At 71.5% G+C, this 1,525-nt stretch carries 1 protein-coding gene; it reads right to left on the bottom strand.

Translation table 11 applies throughout. From position 1 onward, the window contains the following. Nucleotides 1-24 precede the first annotated feature (24 nt). On the bottom strand, nucleotides 25-1,293 hold the full coding sequence (locus D471_RS0132160; protein WP_017602413.1) for an MFS transporter: 1,269 nt from the start codon (nucleotides 1,291-1,293) through the stop codon (nucleotides 25-27). Between the last annotated feature and the right edge of the window lie 232 nt (nucleotides 1,294-1,525).

The raw sequence follows: 1,525 nt of genomic DNA on the forward strand, positions 1-1,525 counted from the left end.
ATCGGTGATGCAGGCCTGGGATGTTCACATCTTCTGGTCGTCCAGGTCGTGGGGTTCGCTGACGGAATCCGGGGTCGGGGCAGCCACGCTCGGGTGCACCGGATGCCGTGCGAAGCACACCGCCACCGCCACGAGGGCGCACAACGCAGCCAGGCCCATGACACCGGGCCGGTAGGAGCCCGCCCACCCGTGGGCCAGCGAGAGCAGGATGGGCCCGACGGCCGTGGACGCGACCGCGATGGACTGCGTCAGTCCGCGCAGCGAACCGAGGTTGGCCGTGCCGAAGTAGTAGGGCAGCGCGGCGCTCTCGATCGCCCGGGCCCCCGCGGCGGCCGACCCCAGGACGACCCCGTACAGCACCGCGCCCAGGCCGGGCGTGACCACCGGAAGCAGGGCGAGCGCGCCCGCGTGCATGGCCATGGCGGCGCTCATGAGCACCTTGGGGGAGAGGCGGTCGGCGGCCGAACCGAACAGCATCGCCGCCCCCAACCCGGCGACGGTCTGCGGCAGGAAGTTCGCCGCGGCCTCGGTGGCGGACAATCCCTGTTCGCCCAGGATCGAGATCTGGTGGAAGAACACCGCCGTGGCGACCAGGCCGCTGCACGCCACCCCGGAGGCCATCGCCCAGAAGATCGAGGTGCGCGTGATCGCCCGCAGCGGCCAGGACCCGCCCTCGTCACCGCCATGTGACCCGTCGGCGGGGGAGGCGGCCCCCTCGAGCGCCCGGCCGGTCCCGCGCAGCCCCCACCACGCCAGGGGAAGGACGATCGCCCAGATCAGCACGCCCTCGGCCGCGAAGGTGTACCGCCAGTCCAACACGGTGATCACGCGCTCGGCGAGCAGCGGGAACAGGGAGATTCCGGCCGCTCCCAGGGAACTGACCAGCCCCAGCAGGAAGCCGCGGTTGCGGGTGACGGAGATGGCCACCGCGGTCGTCGCGATCATGCTCATGCCGCCCTGGCCCAGGGCTCGCACGCCGACGAAGCCCACCGTGAGTCCGACGACCTCCTGTACGCAGGCCAGCAGGAGGAGGAAGCCACCGAAACCGAGCGCCACCAACGCCAGCACCCGTTGGACCCCGAAGCGGTCCACCGCGCGGCCGATCCAGGGGAGCGCCAGGGCACCGGCCAGGGTGCCGACCATGTAGGCCAGGGACACCGCCGAGCGGCCCACCCCGAGGTCGGCGATGACGTGGTCCACGAACACCGCGATGCCGGCGGTCTGACCGGGACCGCTCAACGCCAGGACCAGGGCGGAGGCGACGACGATACGAGGAACGGAGCGGGGGGTCACGGACGTGTCAGCGGTGGACGGTGCGGTGGACAGCGCGACTCCTCAGAAGGCGGCAGGAGTGGGAGGGGGTCCGCGAGTGGTCAGGGGTGGACCGGGACGGACGCCCCCAGATCCAGCACAGGGTGAGGCGTCAGTATTCCTCCTCGACGCCTCCGGCCAGCAGAGGTTCCATGAACAGATCGGGATGGTCGCGCTCGATCACCCGCAGCCGCCACTTGTTGTGCACCAGCAC

Source organism: Nocardiopsis lucentensis DSM 44048, assembly GCF_000341125.1.
In the GTDB taxonomy this organism is placed as follows: domain Bacteria; phylum Actinomycetota; class Actinomycetes; order Streptosporangiales; family Streptosporangiaceae; genus Nocardiopsis; species Nocardiopsis lucentensis.